The following is an 18,704-nucleotide window of genomic DNA, read 5'->3' on the forward strand; positions in this document are numbered from 1 at the left end:
TTCCTGCCGTGCCAGCGGACGATTCCCTTGGCGAAGGGACAATTCTTCACGTTCTGGGAAAAGGTCCAATAAACCAACCTGGGGCAGGATATCCACCGCAGGGAAATACAGGAATGTGAATGCTCAAGCTCGACGATCGCGACCTGAAAATTCTTTCCATTCTTCAGAAGGAAGGCCGCATATCCAAAACCGCACTCGCCGAGCGGGTAAACCTTACGCCGGCTCCCTGCTGGGAACGTCTCAAGAGGCTGGAAGAGGCTGGTATCATCAGGGGTTATCACGCCGACATCGCGCTGAACAGGATCGTGCCGCACGTCGTTATCTTCATGGCGGCGGAGCTGGAAGGGCACCGGGCGGAAAACTTCCAGCTCTTCGAACGCTCGGTGCAGAAGATTGACGAGATCGTCGGCTGCTGGGCCGTGGGCGGCGGCTTCGATTACATTCTCCAGGTCGTCGCACGCGATATAGACGCCTACCAGCGCCTGGTGGATCAGCTCCTGGAAACCCGGCTCGGACTCGTGCGCTATTTCACCTACATCGTGACCAAGCCGGTGAAGAAGCCCTCCGGAGTTCCGCTTGAGCCGTTTTTATGGACGACCGACGAAGCGCAGAAAGAATAAGCGGCAAAGGCCGCGATCTAAGAAAAAACGCAGGCTGCACGCTGGGGATTTCCAGCGAATTTTTTTCTTCGGAAGCCTTATTTTATGGGCAGAATTCTCAGCCATGGAGTGAGCTGATGTCTGCCCTTGCAGCCCTAGAAAAAACAGCCCTTTCCGACCTTCAGGATCCGCGGCTCTTTCGCGAATACGCCTATGTCGACGGGCGTTGGGTCGCCGCGACCTTCGACGCAAGTCTCGACGTGATCAATCCAGCCGACGGCGCGCGCATCGGCAGCGTGCCCGCGCTTGGCGCAGCGGAGATGGACGAGGCCATCGACGCCGCACACAAGGCGTTTGCCGACTGGTCCAGGCTTCTGCCCCAGGAACGCGCCGCCTTTTTACGCCGCTGGTACGAGCTGATCGTTGATGCGAAGGAGGATCTTGCCCATCTCATGGTCCTCGAACAAGGCAAGCCTCTTTCCGAAGCCCGTGGCGAGATCGACTATGCGGCGTCCTTCATCGATTTCTATGCCGAGGAAGCCAAGCGCATGAACGTGGAAAGCGTGACCTCGCACCTGCCGGATGCGGAGATGCGCATTTCACGCGAGCCCATCGGCGTGGCGGGGCTGGTTACGCCCTGGAACTTTCCTTCCGCCATGCTGACCCGCAAGGCGGCCGCCGCGCTTGCCGCCGGCTGCACCGTGGTTGCACACCCTTCCTCCGAAACGCCGTTCTCGGCGCTGGCCCTGGCCGAACTCGCCGAACGCGCGGGCATTCCCGCCGGCGGGTTCAACGTGCTGACCGGCAAGGCATCCGAGGTCGTCGGGGCCATGACCGCATCGGCCAAGGTTCGCGCTCTCTCATTCACCGGCTCGACCGAGATCGGCCGCCTGCTTTATGGTCAGTCCGCCCCCACCGTCAAAAAGTTGGTGATGGAGCTCGGCGGGCATGCCCCATTCATCGCCTTCGCCGACTGCGACCTGGACCGCGCGGTGGAGAGCGCCATGATCGCAAAATTTGCGACCTCCGGCCAGGACTGCCTGGCAGCGAACCGCTTTTATATCGAGCGGGCGATCTATGACGACTTTGTGGAGGCGTTCGCCAACAAAGTGCGTGAGCTCACCGTCGGTCCCGGGCTTTCCGATCCCGATATCGGCCCGCTGATCCATGGCCGGGCGGTTGGTAAGCAGGAAGAACATGTGACCGACGCACTGGAGAAAGGCGCACGTCTGGTCGTCGGCGGGAAACGCGCCGAAGCAGGCGAGAATTTCTTCCAGCCCACGGTCCTGGCAGATGTTCCGGAAGATGCGCAGATCTTCCGCGAGGAGACCTTCGGCCCGGTGGCCGGCTTCACACCGTTCGATGACGAGGACGATGTGCTCGCCCGCGCGAACGACACCGAAACCGGTCTCGTGGCCTATGTCCACACGCAAAGCCCCACACGTATCGCCCGCTTCTCCAGGGAGCTGGAATTCGGCATGGTGGCTGTCAACCGCACCAAGATCACCGGCGCGCCCATACCCTTCGGCGGAATCAAGCAGGCCGGACTTGGGCGCGAAGGCTCCCGCCTCGGAATGGAAGAGTTCACCAACGTCAAGTATGTCTGCGCCGACACGCGCTAGGCCGGAGACGAGCGGAAATGTTCGCGAACCCGTTCACCGATGAGGAACTCGGCCGAAGGCTTGAGGCGGTGCGCCGCGCAATGGAAGAGCGCGGGCTGGACATGCTGCTGTTGTCCACGCCGGAGAACATCTTCTATCTGACCGGGCTCGACCACTGGGGCTATTTTGCGCCGCATCTGCTCGTCGTCCCCATGGAGGGCGAGATGGTGCTCATCACCCGTTCGATGGAGCGCGTCTCCATTGAGCGGCAAGTGCGCAATGCCCTTTTCGAAGGCCATACAGACAACGAAACGGCCGCGGACCTGGCGGTGCGGCTTCTGAAGGACACGCGCAAAGCAAAAGACCGTTCTCGCGCTGCCCTGGAACAGGTGGTTGCCGAGATCGAGGAGCAAAGCGACGGCTCTATGCGCATCGGCGTGGAAACCTGGTCTTCCGGCCACCCATATGGTTTCGGCTACGCTCTGCGCGCAAGCCTGTCCGACGTTCACTGGGTCGATATCACCGGGCTCGTGGACAAGCTGAGGCTCGTCAAATCACCCGCCGAACAGAGACTGATGCGAAAGGCGGCCGGTGTTTCGGATATTGCCGCGAAAGCCGCGATTGACGCGATCGAGGATGGCGCCAGCGAGCGAGCCGTTGTAGCCGAGTGCCATGCGGCCATGATCCGCGCCGGTGGCGACACGCCCGGTTTCGGCCCGTTCATTCGGCCCGGCGCAAGGCTTGGCGAGGAGCACGCGACCTGGGGCAACGGTACCTACCGTGCGGGTGAACCGGTCTTCATCGAATTGTCTGGTTGCGTGGGCCGCTATCACTCACCGCTTGGCCGCCTGGTTCATGTCGGCTCGATCCGGGACGAGGACGCCCGCATGGCTGAGGTGGCAAGCGACGCCTTTAACGCAGTGCTGGCGGCGCTGCGCCCCGGTGTTTTTGCCCGAGATGTTTATGCCGCCTGGCAAGCCGTCGTTGACCGGGCCGGCCTTGAACACCACCGCCGCCACCATTGCGGCTATTGTGTCGGCATCGGCTTTCCGCCTTCCTGGACCGGTGGAAACCGGGTGACGGGGCTGCGGCATGATTCCGATCTCGAAATCAACGAAGGCATGTCCTTCCACATTCTTTCCTGGCTCATGGGCACGGGGATGGGAGACTTTTTTGTCTCGAATATCGTCCTGCTGGGGCCAAACGGGGTAGAGGTGCTGACGAAGACACCTCTCGGACCAACAATAAAATAGGAGACCGCCATGCTGCTGAAAAATGACCAACTCGATCAATGGGACCGGGAGACTTTCTTCCACCCCTCCACCCATCTCGCCCAGCATGCCCGCGGCGAAAGCCAGAACCGGATCGTAACCGGCGGTAAAGGCGTCTATATTGAGGATCGCGACGGCAAGCGCCTGCTCGATGCCTTTGCCGGGCTCTACTGCGTCAATGTCGGCTATGGCCGCACGGAAATCGCCGATGCCATCGCCGAGCAGGCAAAGGAACTTGCCTACTATCACGCCTATGTCGGCCACGGCACCGAGGCGTCCATCACCCTGGCCAAGATGATCCTCGACCGGACGCCCGAATCGATGTCGAAGGTCTATTTCGGCCTCGGCGGCTCGGACGCGAACGAGACCAACGTCAAGCTGATCTGGTACTACAACAACATTCTCGGCCGTCCCGAGAAGAAGAAGATCATCTCGCGCTGGCGCGGCTATCACGGTTCCGGCCTGATGACCGGCTCGCTCACCGGGCTTGAGCTGTTCCACAAGAAGTTCGACCTGCCGCTGGCGCAGGTTTTGCACACGGAAGCGCCGTACTATTATCGCCGCCCGGACCCCGGTATGAGCGAGGAAGCCTTCACGGCCCATCTCGTGGCTGAGCTTGAAGCACTGATCGAGCGTGAGGGCGCCGACACCATTGCGGCCTTTATCGGTGAGCCTGTACTGGGCACCGGCGGCATCGTGCCTCCCCCGGCCGGTTACTGGCAGGAAATCCAAAAGGTGCTGAAGAAGCACGACATCCTGTTGGTTGCAGACGAGGTCGTAACCGGTTTCGGCCGCCTCGGCTCCATGACCGGCTCCAAGCACTACGACATCGAGCCCGACCTCATCACCATCGCAAAGGGACTCACCTCGGCATATGCACCGCTTTCCGGCTCCGTCGTCGGCAAGAAGATGTGGGACGTGCTGGAGCGCGGCACGGACGAGAACGGCCCTATCGGTCACGGTTGGACCTACTCCGCCCACCCCATCGGCGCGGCCGCCGGTATCGCCAATCTGAAGCTGGTCGACAGCCTCGGGCTGGTGGAGAACGCCGGCGAGACTGGTGCCTATTTCGTCCAGGCGATGAAGGATGCCCTCGGTGATCACGCCCATGTGGGCGAGGTGCGCGGTGAAGGCATGCTCTGCGCGGTTGAATTCACCGAGGACAAGGAAAGCCGCCGCGCCTTTGATCCCTCGCAGAAGATCGGCCCGCAGATGGCCGCCGCTTTGTTGAGCGAGGGCGTCATCGGCCGCGCCATGCCGCAGGGCGACATTCTCGGCTTCGCTCCGCCGCTCTGCCTGTCGCGCGAAGAGGCGGACAAGGTCGTTGAAGCGACCGCCAAGGCTGTCAAGACGGTCTTCAAGGACTGAATAGACGTACACTCGTGCGGCGAGTAATTGCGGCCCCCTACCGCTACGGCGGGGGGCCGTTACGCGCAGCCCTTGCCTCGTGCCGCCTGTTCGGTCATTGCTTCTCTTTCCAAATTCAAGAGATCATGCCGAAAGCAGAGCGCCATGAGCGAAATTGTCCTGCATAACTACTTCCGCTCTTCGACGTCCTATCGGGTGCGGATCGCGCTCGCCATGAAGGGTGTCGACTACAAATACGTCGCGCATCATCTGCGCCATGGCGAACATCGCGGCGAGAACTACCTATCCGTCAATCCGCAGGGCCTCGTGCCCGCTCTCGTCTGGAACGACGAGACGGTGGTGACGCAATCGCTGGCGATCATGGAGTTTCTAAACGAGATGGTGCCGGAGCCGCCGCTTCTGCCAGGCAATCCACACGGGCGGGCGCGTGTGCGCATGCTCTCGCAGATGATCGCGTGCGAAATTCACCCAGTGAACAATCTGCGCGTGCTGAACAGCTTGCGCAGCCGTTTCGGTGCGGATGACGAAGCAGTGGCGGAATGGTTTCGCCACTGGGTCGATGAAACCTTTCGGCCCATGGAGCAGATGCTGACCTCAGCCCCCGAAACCGGAACCTTTTGCCACGGAGAGCAGCCGGGCATGGCTGATATCTGCCTGGTAGCGCAGGTCGCCAATAATGCCCGCTTCAATGTCGATATGTCGCCTTACCCGACAATCCGACGCATTCATGAAGCCTGCATGGCGCTGCCCGCCTTCACCGAGGCCGCGCCCAAGAACCAACCGGATGCAGAGTAGACTGGCGCCTCAGATGAGCACAGACGCCGGTCCAAACAGACCGTGGGCGCGAGGCTGCGAATTTCGTTCTAGTCGGGCATGAAAAGGACGAGGGTTTCGGCGATCATCGCCGGCTTGTCCTCACCTTCCACCTCCATTGTGGATTCGGTTTTGACCAGAAACTGCGCCTCGGAGCGCTCGTCGATGGACATTAAGCGCGAGCGCAAGCGAACGCGGGCTCCAGCCTTGACCGGCGTGATAAAGCGAACCCGGTCGAGACCGTAATTGATTATGGTTCCGATTTCCCGAGGCCACGCGCCGATCTCGTATGACAGAGAAGAGATCAGGGAGAGCGTGAGATAGCCATGCGCAATGGTTGCGCCGAGAGGGCTTTCACGGCGGGCTCTCTCCTGGTCCACATGGATCCATTGATGATCGTTGGTGGTTTCGGCAAAGCGATCGATCATGGCCTGATCGATCGTTATCCAGCTCGAGACGCCCAGTTCCTCCCCGACTAGCGCTCGTAGTGTCTCGACGCTTTCCCGCTTGTCCGTCATGCTAACCTCCACGTTTTCAACTAAGCCCTTAGAACCTGGAGACGTGGTGACGGAGGGGGTAAGCTGCGTCAAGTCACGTCTCCGCCCATGCAGAGCGGTTATTCCTGAGCAATAACATCACGTTTTTCATTTCATCTCTGGAAACGTTCTAAACTATACGCCATATTGGGCCTACGATCGCGATCGAAAGGGATTCCATGCGTCTCACCCGGCAGACCAACTACGCTATCCGTATTCTCATGTATTGTGCCGCCAACGAGGGACAACTGAGCCGGATTCCGGATATCGCACGGGCCTATTCGCTTTCCGACCTCTTCCTGTTCAAGATTCTCCAGCCATTGGTCGAGAACGGGTTCGTTCAAACCGTGCGCGGTCGCAATGGCGGGGTGCGCCTGGCCAAGCCCGCCGAGGAAATCAATCTGTTCGAGGTCGTGCGGGCAACGGAAGACAGCTTTGCGATGGCCGAATGTTTTGAGAACGATTCGGCGGAGTGCCCGCTCGTCGATAGCTGCGGCCTGAACGAGGCTTTGCGCAACGCCCTGGGCGCCTTCTTTGAAGTGCTCGCTTCCTATTCGATCCGCGACCTCGTCGATGCGCGGCCGAATATGCGCGACCTGCTGGGCATCGAAACACCGGAAGAGCGCACGATAGCGGCCAGTTAGCAGCCCGTCACAACCCAACGAGCGCTTGCGACAGTTTGCATGTTTGCTTCCTCGTTCACGAGGGTTATTCTTTTGTCATGAATATGCGCACCGTCCAGGCATTCTTCGCGCCGGTCGCCATAGCGCTCGCGCTGTCGGCCACGGCCGGGCTTGGATTGGCGATGTGGCTCGAGAACGGGCCAGCGCTTCTTCTTTCGCTTGCCCAGACAGGGCTTGCCTGGTGTTTCTAGGATAATCACCCATGATGCGTTACATTCTCGCCGGTATCCTTGTCCTCGTAGTCGTCGCGGTTGGGGTACTGACTTTCGAGTGGTACCGTAATCAGAATTCAGCGGTCGCCTTTGGCGCTCCCTTCGAGCTCGTCGATCATAATGGCGAAACGATCACCGAGGCGGCCTTCCAGGGCAGCCCGACGGCAGTGTTTTTCGGGTTCACCCACTGCCCCGAAGTGTGCCCGACGACGCTTTTTGAGCTCGACGGCTGGCTGGACCAGATGGGAGAGAGCGGCGAGGAGGTGGATGCATTCTTCGTTTCCGTCGATCCTGAGCGGGACACGGCGGAGGTGATGAAGACCTATCTGGAGAATGTTTCAGATCGGATTACCGGCATCACCGGTGATCCGGAGAGTGTCGCCGCCATGATCAAGGATTTTCATGTTTTCGCCCGCAAGGTGGAATTGGAAAACGGTGACTACACCATGGACCACACCGCATCGATCATGCTGTTCGACCGGCAGGGGGATTTCTTCGGCACGATCGCCTATGAAGAAAATCCGGACACGGCTATCGCCAAGCTGCACCGGCTGGTAAACGAGGGCTGACCGTCCCTTCGCTAGTTCCGGACCCATGCCTCAGATCCGCTTTTATTTCCAGTATCAGGGCGCTCTCGCCCGTCGTGCCTATGAGATTCTCGAGTCCGAATTCGAGGACGATGGACTCGCTATAGCCACCTTCGAGGTCGACGAAGAAAACGATGTTCACGAGATCTCGGCCTATGCGATCGAGAACTCGGAGACGATCCGCGAACGCATCGCCAACGCCCTTGCCGCCCTGCCCGAGCAGGCGGAAATCATGGCCGAAGAACTACCGGACGTCGATTGGGTGGCGCTTTCGCTTGAAGGACTGCACGCGGTGCGCGCAGGACGTTTTCTAGTGCACGGCGCGCATGAGCGTAACCGGCGGCGCCCCGGTGAAATTGGCATCGAAATCGAGGCGGGACTCGCGTTCGGCACCGGCCATCATGGCACCACGGCGGGCTGCCTGGAAATGCTAGAGCAGGTGGTGCGCCGTGAACGGCCGCGCAACGCGCTGGACCTGGGGACCGGCAGCGCAGTGCTTGCCATCGCCATGGCGAAGCTCGCGCGCACCCCGACCCTCGCGACGGATATTGATCCCGTCGCCACGAGCATTGCAGAGGGAAACGCGCGTGTGAACGAGGTCGGCCGCTTGATCAGCGCGGCGACCGCGTCCGGTTTTCATCACCCGGCCTTTGCCACCAAAGGCCCTTTCGATCTCATCGTGGCGAACATTCTGGCTAACCCGTTGATGAAGCTGGCGCCCGGAATGGCACGCCACTTGGCGCCGCAAGGCTCTCTCATTTTATCGGGCATTCTCGACCGTCAGCGCCGCGCGGTCATCGCCGCCTATGTCAATCAGGGCTTCCGGCATATGCAAACGCTGCATCGGGACGGCTGGGCGACCCTCCACCTGAAGCGCTGACGGCAAAGAAAAAGGCGGCTGTGCAAACAGCCGCCCGGCACAAGTGATCGGCGGTAAATTAGTATATCGTGGACGCGCCATTGCGGCGCAGCTCTTCACGGGTATAGCCGTGCGCCCGCAGCGTCTCATCGTCAAGCATCAGGAGTGCGCCGTTGACGTAACGCCGCACCTGCCGCTGGCGCGCGTCCATCAGAGCATCCATTGCGTTACGGAAAAATCCTCTTTTCGCGCTCACTTGAAATCCCTTTCCTTATAGAGGTCATCCTCCACACCCGGAAAGGTAAGCATTACTGTCCGAATAACCAGCGCGGTTTATGCATGTCTGCCATTCACTCTTCGCATATGCGAAGGAAGATACTGCACTGCAGCATCAACAAGACTGAATGGTACATTGCCCGCATCGGCTCAGCAGTTTAGTTTCCGCTTATCGTCAGCCCCTAAATCGGATTTTTTATGTTCCAGATTTTCAACAGCACTGCCGACCCCACCCACGCCAAGCCGCGCATAGAACGCCTGCGCAAGCTGATGGCGGAGCACGACCTTGACGGTGTGCTCGTGCCGCGCAGCGATGAGCATCAGGGCGAATATGTGGCGGTGTGCTCCGAGCGTTTGGCATGGCTGACAGGCTTCACCGGTTCCGCCGGCGCGGCGCTTATCCTGCGCGATAAAGCCATCCTGTTCGTCGACGGTCGCTATACGCTGCAAGCGAAGGAGCAGACCGATCCGGAGCTGTTCACAATCGAAAGCCTGATCGACAATCCGCCGCGGGAGTGGATGAAGGCAAACCTGCCGAAGCGCTCGCGCGTCGGCTTCGACCCGTGGCTGCATACGATCGGCGAGATCAAGGCACTGCGAGAGGCATTGGAGGAAGCGGGCACGGAGTTAATGCCGCTCGAACGCAATCCTGTCGACGCCATTTGGGATGATCGGCCGGCACCACCTGCCGAGCCCGTGCGCATTCACCCGCTGGAGCGTGCTGGAGAGGCCGCTGCCGACAAGCTTTCGCGGCTTGCCGAGACGCTGAAGGAGGGAGGAGCGGACCACATGGTCCTCACCGATCCGTCCTCTATAGCCTGGAGCTTCAATATCCGCGGCAGCGATGTCCCGCATACACCGCTTGCCCTCGGGTTCGCCATTCTCTCGGCGGAAGGCAAACCACGCCTTTTTCTGGACCCGAAGAAGCTCTCCGGTGAGACGGAGCGCTATCTTCGCGACTTTGCCGAACTGCATCCGCCCGCCGAACTGGAGTCAACGCTTGCAGGCTTTTCGGAAAACGGCGCGAAGATCGGTCTCGACAGCGGCATTGCGGCGGAGCAATTACGCCTTGTGGTGGAGGACAACGGCGGCTCAGTTGTGAGCGTGTCCGATCCGGCCGCCCTGCCCCGCGCGACGAAGAACGAAACGGAACTCCAAGGCGCGCGCGACGCACATCTGCGCGATGGCGCAGCGCTTGCCCGTTTTCTCGCCTGGCTGGATTCGCGAAAGCCGGAGGAACTGGACGAAATCACCGTCGTCAAGGAGCTTGAGGGCTTTCGCCGTCGCGCCGGCGAAGAGATGCAGATGCCGCTGCGAGACATCTCCTTCGACACGATTTCGGGCGCCGGGCCGAACGGCGCTATCATCCATTATCGCGTAACCGAAAAGACGAACCGCCGTGCGGCGGCGGGAGAGCTTTTTCTAATCGATTCCGGCGGGCAGTATGAAGACGGCACGACGGATGTGACGCGGACGGTTGCGCTCGGCGAACCGACAGAGGAGATGCGCCATCGCTTTACGCTCGTGCTCAAGGGCATGATCGCGCTTTCGATGCTGCGCTTTCCGGAAGGCACACGCGGGATGGACATTGATGCATTCGCACGCGTCGCGCTGTGGAAGGCCGGCCTGGATTACGGCCACGGCACGGGCCACGGCGTCGGCTCCTACCTGTCGGTGCATGAAGGCCCGCAGCGTATTGCAAAGACCGGTAAGGAGAAGCTGCGCACGGGCATGATTCTGTCCAACGAACCGGGCATTTACCGCGAAGGCCACTATGGCATACGGATCGAGAACCTGATCGTCGTCTCGCCTCCGGAAGCCATTCCGGGCGGCGAAAAGGAGATGCACGGTTTCGAGACACTGACGCTTGTACCGATCGACCGCCGCCTGATCGAAACCGCGCTCCTGAGTGACGACGAACGCACCTGGCTGAACGATTATCACCAACGTGTTTTCGACGAGATCAGCCCGTTGGTGGATGGCAAGACGGCAGACTGGCTGAAGGAGGCGACTGCACCGCTGTAGTCACAGCAGCCCGCGCCAAATTCGCGTTAGCCTCGGGCGTTCGCTGCTTGAAGCCAAACCGTTGGCTTCTCGTCCGCTTCGCGAACCGTTCTTTACCCTAGCAAATGCCGGAGGAGGATGAGAACGGCCGCCGCCGTCATGAACATGGGCAGCATACCCCAACCCGCGAGAGAAATTGCCGCGCCGACGGCAAGGGCAACCAATTCCGGCGTGCCACCATTAACGGCCGCCGGAGCGACAAGCGTTGTCAAAACAGCAGCAGGAACGGCATTCAGGCCCGCTTCCACGCGCGGATGGATACGCTCGAACCGAGATAGGACCAGATGCCCACCGGCCCGCGTGGCGTAGGTGAGTACGGCACCGGCGATAATAACCCAGAAAGTGGTGCTCATTCATCGTCCTCCTGAAGCGGCAGGGGGGAGGGAAAAAGCGCACCGACAAGAATACCGGCGAGCGCACCGATAGAGACATGCCAGGGTGAGCCCACCGTCCGGTATGCAATGATTGAGACAATCGCGCTCAAGCCAACGACGGGCAGCCAGAGCGGGCGCTTCCGGAAACCCATAACGAGCCCAAGGAAATAGATCGGTAGCAGAAAATCGATGCCCAGCGCATGCGGATCTGGAATAAGGCTGCCGAACAGCGCACCGAGCCAACTGTTCACGACCCAGAAAATATAGATTGGTAGGGCCATTCCCATATACCAGGAAAAGCTGATGCCCCTGCCCTGCTCCACACGTTGCTCGGCCTCGGCAAATTGTGGGTCGACCAGAAAGAAGAAGCCAAAATAGCGCTGGAACACTGTCCAACCGGAAAGTTGACGGCCGATCGTCGCCGAGTAGAGTACATGGCGAAAATTAACCGCAAAAATAGACAGAACAATCAGCCAAGGCGCCACTTTGGTCCCGAAGAGATCGATCCCGACCATCTGGCTGGCGCCGGCATAGATCGTGGCGCTCATCAGAATCGCTTCGTAGGTGGTGAAGCCGTTCTCAACAGCCAGCGCGCCAAACAGCACGCCAAATGGAGCCGCAGCGACAACAACGGGCGGGCTCGCGAGAAGGCCGCGCAGGAAATCGCTCCGCTGGCGTGGCGCGGCATAACTGTCAGCCGTCATGGGGAAACCTCCTGCCTGGGCAGCATAGGTCAGGAAGGCTGACCAGTCACATCAATTCCATTGAACCAGCCATAAGGACAAATGACCGGTAGAATCGCAATCCCGGCGCGGAACCTGTCCGCGCCGGGGCGAAATCCGCCTTGTGTGACTCCGTCACCGATACGGCGAGTTACAGTACCTGCGCGGGCCGTTGTATGGCTGGAAGGTATCCGTGCGCACATCGTACGAGCGGTAACGCTGCATACACCACTGCACATGCGGATCGCTACGATAGACGGGCGCTGCGCGCGAAGGCTGATTGGACAGCAGTCCGCCAAGGATGGCACCCGCCGCAAGCCCGCCGAGAAGCGCGCCCGTATTGTCACGCCGGCTGCGGCGGTGTCTATGACCACGATGCCTATAGCCGCGATGCCTAGAACCGCGGTGATTGTGACCACGATGTCTGGAGCGGTGGTTCACCTCCTCGACCAGGTTACTGTTCACGGGAGCCGTCTGAGGCACCTGATACATCGGAGCAGATATCGCAGGCGCGGTGTAAGTACCTACGACGGAAAGCGACATGGCCGCCGCGCACAGCGTTGCGACATACTTTTTCATCTCGACCTCCTCGGTCTGTCAATAGCCCTTCATTTAGGACTCTATCCTGATCCGTCCACCTGCGCAAACCAGGCGTCCTCGTCGATGACCTCGACACCGAGTTCAGCCGCTTTCTTCAGTTTCGACCCGGCCCCCGGTCCGGCCACCACGAGATCGGTCTTCTTGGAAACGGAACCCGCCACCTTCGCGCCAAGCCGCTCGGCCATTCCCTTTGCCTCGTCGCGCGACATGCGTTCGAGCGCGCCGGTAAAGACGATCGTCTTACCGGCAAAGGGTGAATCGCTCGTCGGCCGCTCAGTTTCCTGCACGTTCACCTGTGCCGCAAGATCGCTGACCAGCTTACAATTGTGCTCTTCGGCAAAATAATTGGCGACAGCATCGATCACCGCATCGCCGATATCCTCCAGCGCGTCCATTTCCTCACGCGCGGACAGATCCCCATTTGCGATCGCCAAGGCGGCCTCGTGGAAATCCTGCCACGTGCCATAGGCCCGCGCCAAGGTCATCGCCGTCCTGTCGCCCACATGGCGGATGCCGAGACCGTAGATCATCCTGTCGAGCGGGATCGTGCGTCGTACCTCGATGGCCTCGAAGAGGTTGCCGGCCGAAACCGCACCCCAGCCTTCCTTATCCTTGAGCTTCTTGAGGTTTTTCTCGTCACGCTCGGCGAGGGTGAAGATGTCGGCCGGGCTTTTGACCGGCAGGTCGGGATCGCGAAAGAAGAACTCGATCTGCTTTTCGCCGAGCCCTTCGATATCAAAGGCACGGCGGGAGACGAAGTGGCGCAGATGCTCAATCCGCTGGTACGGACAGGCAAATTCGCCCGAGCAACGCCGTACCACGCCTTCACCGCCTCCGACGGTGGAATCGCGCACCACGGGCGTCTTGAGCTCGCACGGGCAAACTTTTGGAAATTCGAACCCCACCGCATCCGGGGGCCGGCGTTCCTCGACATAGCCTAGAATCTGCGGGATCACATCACCCGCCCGCTGCACCGTCACTGTATCACCGATCTTGATGCCCAGCCGCTCGATCTCCTCGGCATTGTGCAGCGTGGCATTGGTGACGACCACACCGCCGACCGTGACCGGCTCCAGCCGCGCCACCGGCGTCAGTGCGCCCGTCCGACCCACCTGGATATCAATACCTCGCAGGATGGTGGATGCTTTCTCGGCAGGAAACTTATGCGCGATGGCCCAACGCGGGCTGCGTGAGACGAAGCCCAATCGTTGCTGCAGAGCAAGATCGTTGACCTTGTACACGACACCATCGATATCATAACTTAGCGTCGCCCGTTGCTCCTCAATCTTGTGATGGTGCTCGAGCAGCTCGCGGGCCGTCTCGCAGAGGCACATGAGGTCGTTCGTGCGAAAGCCGCAGCTCTTCAGCACCTCGACCATGCCCATCTGGGTCTCGGACGGCATCTCGCTCACCTCCCCCCAGGCATAGGCGTAGAACTTGAGCGGGCGGGCCGCCGTGATCGCCGGATCGAGCTGGCGCAGAGAGCCGGCCGCCGTGTTGCGCGGGTTGACGTAGGTCTGTTTGCCTTCCGCCTCCTGGCGCTGATTAAGGGCCAGAAAGTCGCGGTGGGTCATGTAGACCTCACCGCGCACCTCGATGATATCCGGACAGTCGCCGGAGAGCACATTGGGAATGTCGGCGACGGCCCGCGCATTGGCCGTCACATTCTCACCCACCTGCCCATCACCGCGCGTCGCGGCGGAAACCAGCCGACCGTTTTCGTAACGTAAAGAGAGCGAAAGACCATCGATCTTGGGCTCGGCCGTCATCGCGATCGGTGAATGCGGCTCGAGCTTCAGGAAACGGCGGATGCGGGCGACGAAATCCACCACGTCGTCATCGGAAAAAGCATTGTCGAGCGATAGCATCGGCACCTTGTGCCGCACCTTCTCGAACTTCTCAGAGACCGGGGCGCCGACGCGCCGCGACGGCGAATCCTCCCGGATCAGGTTTGGAAAGCACTGCTCTACCGCGAGATTGCGCCGGCGCAGAAGATCGTATTCCGCATCGCTGACGATCGGCTTGTCTTCGGTGTGATAAAGCCGGTCATGCTTGTCGATCTCCCGAGCCAAGCGCGCGAGTTCTTCTTTGGCCTGTTCTTCGGTCAGTTCGTCGGCAGGGATATCTGCAATAGTCATAGTCGGTCCCGGACTCAGGTAGCGCCGACAACATATTGCGTTTCGGGCGTCAGTCTCAAGCGCGCATAGCATGCCGAATTGCGGCTGCTGACGAAGCACTACTGCGCAAGCGCAGCGTTCTCCTGCAACAGGCGCTCGGCAGCAGCCCTGGCCTCCTCGGTCACCGTAGCGCCGGCCAGCATGCGCGCGATTTCCTCCTGCCGCGACGCGTTGTCCATCTGGATGATGTTGGTGGTGACCTGCTCGTCCCCCGATTTGGAGATGAGGTAATGCGCATTTGCGCGGGCGGCAACCTGCGGCGCGTGCGTCACCGAAAGCACCTGAATACCCTGCGCAAGGCGTGCCAGGCGCTGCCCGATCGCATCCGCAACGGCACCGCCGACGCCGGTGTCAATTTCGTCGAAGACGAGCGTCGGAGCTGAGCCGCGATCGGCAAGCGCCACCTTGAGCGCCAGGAGAAAACGCGAAAGCTCACCGCCGGAAGCGACTTTCATCATCGGCCCCGGCCGCGTGCCGGGATTGGTCTGAACCCAGAACTCGACCCGGTCTATCCCCTCTTCCATGCGCTCGTCGGGCTCGCTGTCGATGTTCACAATGAAGCGCGCGCGCTCCAGCTTCAGCGCGGGAAGCTCGGCCATGACCGTTTCCGCCAGACTGCCGGCGATCTGCCGCCGCGCCTCGGAAAGCCGGGCAGCCGCTTCGTCATAGGCGACGCGGCGTTCCGCTGCTTCCGCTTCAAGCTGGCCTAGTCGTTCCTCGCCGGCATCCAGATCGGCGAGGTCGGCATCCATCCGGTCACGAAGCTCGGCCAGATCGTCGACCGCGACGTTGTGCTTGCGAGCCGCCGCACGCAGTGCAAAGAGCCGTTCCTCCGCCTGCTCCAGCCGTTCGGGATCGAACTCGGTGGCGCGCATGGCTGCATCCACCGCGCTCTGCGCACCGTCGAGAGACAGTAGCGCGGCATCCAGCGATTCGATGATTTCGTCCAGCAGCCCAGGCACCTCCTGCGCCTTGCGCTCGAGCCGCCGCAGCAGGCTTGCCAGGGTGGGCACCGGCGAGTTGCTTCCAGAAAGCACCTCCTGCGCATCCGCTATATCGGCTGCTGTCTTCTCGGCGCGCATCATGCGCGCGCGCTCATCCGCCAGTTCCGTCTCCTCGCCGGCCTGGGGATCGAGCTTGGCGAGCTCTTCGACCGACGCCCTGAGGAAATCCGCCTCACGCGCGGCGGCTTCAACCTTGGCTCGATGGCGTGAAAGCGTCTGCTCGGCCTCCCGCCAGGCGCGCCACGCCATACGCACAGCCTTGGCGTTCTCCCCAAGTCCGCCAAAGGCGTCGAGAAGGTCTCTATGAACGGTGGTATCGACCAGCGCACGCTCGTCGTGCTGTCCGTGGATTTCCACCAATGTACGGCCCAATTGGCGCGTCAGAGCGACGCTTGCCGGCTGATCGTTGATGAAAACGCGCGTGCGCCCGTCGCCGGTCTGTACCCGGCGCAGGATGATATCACCATCATCGTCGAATGCGTTCTCACGGAGGATTTCTCTCGCGGGATGAACGGCCGGCACGTCGAAGACGGCGGTCACCTGCCCCTGGTTCGCGCTATGCCGCACCAGCGAAGCATCACCCCGCGCACCGAGCGCCAATGATAGGGCATCAAGCAAAATGGATTTGCCGGCACCGGTTTCGCCGGTCAGCACCGAGAGCCCCGCCGAAAAATCGATGTCAAGCCGATCGATCAGAACGATATCGCGGATTGACAGGTGAGAGAGCATGGCCCGTGGGTCAGCCTCCCGTGATCACGGACGCAGCCCTGGAAATCCACGATTGGTTGTTTTCCCTCGGCTCGAGACCGCCCGATTGCAGAAGCGCGTAGGAATCTTCATACCATTCGCTTTCCGGGAAGTTATGGCCCAGCACCGCGGCTGCGGTTTGCGCTTCCGACTGGATTCCCATTGCGTAATAGGCTTCCACAAGGCGCGCCAGCGCCTCCTCGACATGGCGAGTATCTGGATATTCCTCCACAACCCCGCGGAAACGCCGAATAGCGGCGGTATATTCATGCCGCTCCAGATAGTATCGACCGATCTGCATCTCCTTGCCGGCGAGCTGGTCGCGCGCAAACAGGATCTTGTCCTCGGCGTCGGTGACATATTCGGAATCGGGCCAGCGCTGCACCACCTGCCCCATCGCCTCGATAGTCCGGCGCGCCTCCTGCTGGTCCTGCGTGGTCTCCGGGATCTGCCTGAAGTGGCTAAGCCCTACGAGATATTGCGCATAGGCTGCATCATCGTCGGTAGCATACAGCGTCACATACCGCCGGCCATTATTGATGGCTTCTGTGTAATCGCCCTTGCGGTAGTTGGCGAATGTCCTCAGCAGCAACGCCCTGCGCGCAAACTCAGAATAGGGATGCTGTTCGTCGATCGCTTCGAATTTCGCTATTGCCTCATCAAGCCGTCCTGATTCCAGATTAGCCAGACCTTGATTGAACAACACGTCCGCAGGCTCGGTTTCCGCAACCAGGGCGGTGACGTCGATCTCCTCGTTCGAATTGCATCCGGCAGCCATCAAAGGGAGGGTCAATGCTGCAATGGCCAGGAAACGGGGCCGTGGCCGGCGAAATCTGCTGGCAGCGCTTAATGAAAACATTCTTAACCCGTTCCCCTGGCCTGATCTGGTTAATGTGCAAGCAGTCTTAATGCATAAGAGCGAGGTGCGGCAACGCTATCGGGCCGTAATGGAACAATTTTATGGCGCAGTCAGCATATCCTGTGGGCAGAGGAAGGATCGAACCTTGCTAATGAAAGCGTGTCCGCGGATCACAGCGCCCAGGGCGCATGGACGGGCGCATTCACGGCAATCAGTTCCGCTGCACGACCACTCTTGCGGCGCGTCGTCTCGACAATCTCGAAAGCCGTGGAATCCGTCAGCAGGTGACGCAAAGCCGCAGCATTCAACCTGTGCCCGCCGCGATAGGACCGGAAGCACCCGATGAAGCGCGCACCGGCCAGCGCCAGATCCCCGACAGCGTCCAGCATCTTGTGCCGCACAAACTCGTCCGGATAGCGCAGCCCTTCCATATTGATGACGCGGTGATTCTCACCGATCACGACGGAATTCTCCAGCGATGAACCGAGCGCAAAACCGGCAGACCAGAGCCACTCAACGTCCTTGATAAACCCGAAGGTCCGCGCCAACGCGACCTCTCGCGCAAAGGTGTCTGCGTTCAGGTCTACGGAGAGCGCCTGACGGCCGATGGCCGGGCTCTCAAAATCGATCTCGACTTCGAAGCGCGTGCCGTTATGTGGACGGAATTCCGCCCAGGAACTTCCACTGTCGATGCGCACGGGCTTGAGAACCCTTATGTAACGGCGCTTTTCGGAAAGCATTCGGATGCCGGCCTGCTGGAATGCGTCCACAAAAGCCTTCGCGCTTCCATCCATGATCGGCACTTCGGGGCCATCGATCTCAATCGAAACATTATCGATCCCCATGGCCGAAAGGGCCGCCATCAGGTGCTCGACCGTGGCGATATTATCGCCAGCGGGATCACCCAGAGCTGTGCAAAGATCGGTCTCCACCACTTCGGCCGCCAAAGCGCGAATCGTCTGCCCTGTGGCCTGCGCGTCCGTCCTCTGGAAGACAACACCAGTGTCGGCTTCAGCCGGATTGAACTGGATCGACACGGATTTGCCCGTGTGAACGCCGACGCCGGACAAGGACACACACGATTCGAGCGTCGTTTGATATTCGAGCAAATTAGCCCCCATCAACTTCGTCCATGATATCTGTTTTCTTTTCTCATGGACGACTCTTCGTTCAGCAGAATACCTGCGCGCCCACACCCCGCAAAGGTTTTTGGAACATAGTGCTCCGGCGCGGTCGCTCCAAATCACGCTTTCTTAAACCCAGTTATGGGTGCGAGGTCCTCTTCATCCGGGATAAAACGTTGTAATATTTTCGTTTTCACGAAAATAGGCGGGCACCTTAACGCCCGCCTT

At 60.5% G+C, this 18,704-nt stretch carries 19 protein-coding genes; 10 read left to right on the top strand and 9 right to left on the bottom strand.

Features of this window, described 5'->3' with window-relative positions; translation table 11 throughout:
- The first annotated feature begins 119 nt into the window (after positions 1-119).
- The 5 genes from LY631_RS06800 (at position 120) to maiA (ending at position 5,634) form a co-directional block, all read left to right on the top strand.
- Entirely contained in the window at positions 120-620 is a 501-nt protein-coding gene (locus LY631_RS06800) for an Lrp/AsnC family transcriptional regulator (protein ID WP_274424384.1), read from the top strand.
- A gap of 116 nt (positions 621-736) precedes the next feature.
- Positions 737-2,221 (top strand): NAD-dependent succinate-semialdehyde dehydrogenase, encoded by a 1,485-nt coding sequence (locus LY631_RS06805; RefSeq protein WP_274424385.1) that lies wholly within the window; start codon positions 737-739, stop codon positions 2,219-2,221.
- A 17-nt stretch (positions 2,222-2,238) separates the two neighbouring features.
- Positions 2,239-3,453 carry a M24 family metallopeptidase gene (locus LY631_RS06810; protein WP_274424387.1) on the top strand — a complete coding sequence of 405 codons (1,215 nt, stop codon included), beginning with the start codon at positions 2,239-2,241 and terminating at the stop codon, positions 3,451-3,453.
- Positions 3,454-3,465: 12 nt separating this feature from the next.
- Positions 3,466-4,839: an aspartate aminotransferase family protein gene (locus tag LY631_RS06815; RefSeq protein ID WP_274424473.1), complete on the top strand. Its 1,374-nt coding sequence runs from the start codon at positions 3,466-3,468 to the stop codon at positions 4,837-4,839.
- Positions 4,840-4,983: 144 nt separating this feature from the next.
- Positions 4,984-5,634 (top strand): maleylacetoacetate isomerase, encoded by a 651-nt coding sequence (maiA, locus tag LY631_RS06820; protein WP_274424389.1) that lies wholly within the window; start codon positions 4,984-4,986, stop codon positions 5,632-5,634.
- A gap of 68 nt (positions 5,635-5,702) precedes the next feature.
- On the opposite strand, the gene LY631_RS06825 is transcribed toward maiA, so the two are convergent.
- Complete coding sequence (locus LY631_RS06825) at positions 5,703-6,170, bottom strand: MaoC family dehydratase (protein WP_274424390.1); 468 nt, start codon at positions 6,168-6,170, stop codon at positions 5,703-5,705.
- 197 nt (positions 6,171-6,367) lie between these two features.
- On the opposite strand from LY631_RS06825, the gene rirA reads away from it, so the two are divergent.
- From rirA to LY631_RS06845, 4 genes are all read left to right on the top strand, one after another.
- Entirely contained in the window at positions 6,368-6,832 is a 465-nt protein-coding gene (gene rirA / locus LY631_RS06830) for an iron-responsive transcriptional regulator RirA (protein WP_274424391.1), read from the top strand.
- Between the two features lie 77 nt (positions 6,833-6,909).
- Entirely contained in the window at positions 6,910-7,062 is a 153-nt protein-coding gene (locus LY631_RS06835) for a hypothetical protein (RefSeq protein ID WP_274424392.1), read from the top strand.
- Between the two features lie 11 nt (positions 7,063-7,073).
- Entirely contained in the window at positions 7,074-7,652 is a 579-nt protein-coding gene (locus LY631_RS06840) for an SCO family protein (protein ID WP_274424394.1), read from the top strand.
- Positions 7,653-7,677: 25 nt separating this feature from the next.
- A complete protein-coding gene (locus LY631_RS06845; RefSeq protein WP_274424395.1) occupies positions 7,678-8,550 on the top strand; it encodes a 50S ribosomal protein L11 methyltransferase in 873 nt (290 codons plus the stop codon).
- A 58-nt stretch (positions 8,551-8,608) separates the two neighbouring features.
- On the opposite strand, the gene LY631_RS06850 is transcribed toward LY631_RS06845, so the two are convergent.
- The gene (locus tag LY631_RS06850; protein WP_274424397.1) at positions 8,609-8,785 is read right to left on the bottom strand and encodes a hypothetical protein; all 177 of its coding nucleotides are present in this window, start codon (positions 8,783-8,785) and stop codon (positions 8,609-8,611) included.
- A 218-nt stretch (positions 8,786-9,003) separates the two neighbouring features.
- Between LY631_RS06850 and LY631_RS06855 the strand changes: the two genes are divergently transcribed.
- The gene (locus LY631_RS06855) at positions 9,004-10,830 is read left to right on the top strand and encodes an aminopeptidase P family protein (protein ID WP_274424398.1); all 1,827 of its coding nucleotides are present in this window, start codon (positions 9,004-9,006) and stop codon (positions 10,828-10,830) included.
- 92 nt (positions 10,831-10,922) lie between these two features.
- Here the strand turns inward: LY631_RS06855 and LY631_RS06860 are convergent, their stop codons facing one another.
- From LY631_RS06860 to lpxC, 7 genes are all read right to left on the bottom strand, one after another.
- Positions 10,923-11,222 carry an AzlD family protein gene (locus LY631_RS06860; RefSeq protein ID WP_274424399.1) on the bottom strand — a complete coding sequence of 100 codons (300 nt, stop codon included), beginning with the start codon at positions 11,220-11,222 and terminating at the stop codon, positions 10,923-10,925.
- Positions 11,219-11,947 (bottom strand): AzlC family ABC transporter permease, encoded by a 729-nt coding sequence (locus LY631_RS06865; protein WP_274424400.1) that lies wholly within the window; start codon positions 11,945-11,947, stop codon positions 11,219-11,221. The genes LY631_RS06860 and LY631_RS06865 overlap by 4 nt, the downstream gene beginning before the upstream one ends.
- A gap of 153 nt (positions 11,948-12,100) precedes the next feature.
- The gene (locus LY631_RS06870; RefSeq protein ID WP_274424401.1) at positions 12,101-12,544 is read right to left on the bottom strand and encodes a BA14K family protein; all 444 of its coding nucleotides are present in this window, start codon (positions 12,542-12,544) and stop codon (positions 12,101-12,103) included.
- Between the two features lie 41 nt (positions 12,545-12,585).
- Complete coding sequence (gene ligA, locus LY631_RS06875) at positions 12,586-14,703, bottom strand: NAD-dependent DNA ligase LigA (protein WP_274424402.1); 2,118 nt, start codon at positions 14,701-14,703, stop codon at positions 12,586-12,588.
- A 98-nt stretch (positions 14,704-14,801) separates the two neighbouring features.
- The gene (recN, locus tag LY631_RS06880) at positions 14,802-16,475 is read right to left on the bottom strand and encodes a DNA repair protein RecN (protein WP_274424403.1); all 1,674 of its coding nucleotides are present in this window, start codon (positions 16,473-16,475) and stop codon (positions 14,802-14,804) included.
- 10 nt (positions 16,476-16,485) lie between these two features.
- A complete protein-coding gene (locus LY631_RS06885; RefSeq protein ID WP_274424404.1) occupies positions 16,486-17,352 on the bottom strand; it encodes an outer membrane protein assembly factor BamD in 867 nt (288 codons plus the stop codon).
- A 170-nt stretch (positions 17,353-17,522) separates the two neighbouring features.
- On the bottom strand, positions 17,523-18,473 hold the full coding sequence (gene lpxC, locus LY631_RS06890; protein WP_274424405.1) for a UDP-3-O-acyl-N-acetylglucosamine deacetylase: 951 nt from the start codon (positions 18,471-18,473) through the stop codon (positions 17,523-17,525).
- Positions 18,474-18,704: the final 231 nt, after the last annotated feature.

This window comes from Chelativorans sp. YIM 93263, from assembly GCF_028767125.1.
In the GTDB taxonomy this organism is placed as follows: Bacteria; Pseudomonadota; Alphaproteobacteria; order Rhizobiales; family Rhizobiaceae; genus Chelativorans.